1 protein-coding gene and 1 pseudogene are annotated in these 566 nt (G+C 61.1%); one reads left to right on the top strand and one right to left on the bottom strand.

Going from position 1 to position 566, the window contains the following annotated elements; translation table 11 throughout:
• Positions 1–206: hypothetical protein (locus tag NKI16_RS34030; protein ID WP_352924833.1), on the bottom strand; the 206-nt coding region annotated here is incomplete at its 3' end.
• 29 nt (positions 207–235) lie between these two features.
• Here NKI16_RS34030 and NKI16_RS34025 point away from each other — a divergent pair.
• Positions 236–566 (top strand): annotated as a pseudogene (locus NKI16_RS34025) (hypothetical protein); the annotation flags it as partial.

Raw genomic sequence — 566 nt, 5'->3', positions numbered from 1 at the left:
GGCCATTCGAAGCGCATCCTATACCCCTCCCCGGCAGCGCGCCCAATCGTCTTCCGAACGAAGAAGATATTCTCAGCCGCGCGCGCGTCGCGTTCGGCCCTGTCCGATGTCAGACAATGTCGGATGCGCAACATGGCAGAGCCCGATTTGTCCACTGCCTTGAACGGTTTTCTGATCTGGCACGGTGCATGCTTGGTCATCCGCAAGGCGTCTCGGACCAAGGAGAATCCGTCCCATGATCACCTCACCAAGAAATACCGCCGCAGGTCTCCTGGGTCCCTCCAAAGATGAGGCTCGAGTAAGGCTTGGCCCCATGAAGAGCTTATTCATCTGGCTCGCCGCTGCCCGCCGATCCTCCCACGCAGGGAGACGGGGACGCAGCGCCTTCATCAAAATGAGGAACAAATCACGTTGCCTCGAACCTTGCCTTTCGACCAGCCACCACAACCGGAGCCATCGATCGTCCGCCTGGCTGCGCAACGCGTTCATTGCCACCGCGCTGGCCCTGGTGACGACCGCTCCGGCTCTGGCCGCCACAGACGGCGGCAAGGTGACGGATTTCCTGC

Origin of the sequence: Mesorhizobium sp. M0698 (genome assembly GCF_040320455.1) — a bacterium.
GTDB lineage: Bacteria > Pseudomonadota > Alphaproteobacteria > Rhizobiales > Rhizobiaceae > Mesorhizobium.
Note: the sequence above shows the minus strand (reverse complement) of the source record. Positions and strands in the feature narration are given on the sequence as shown.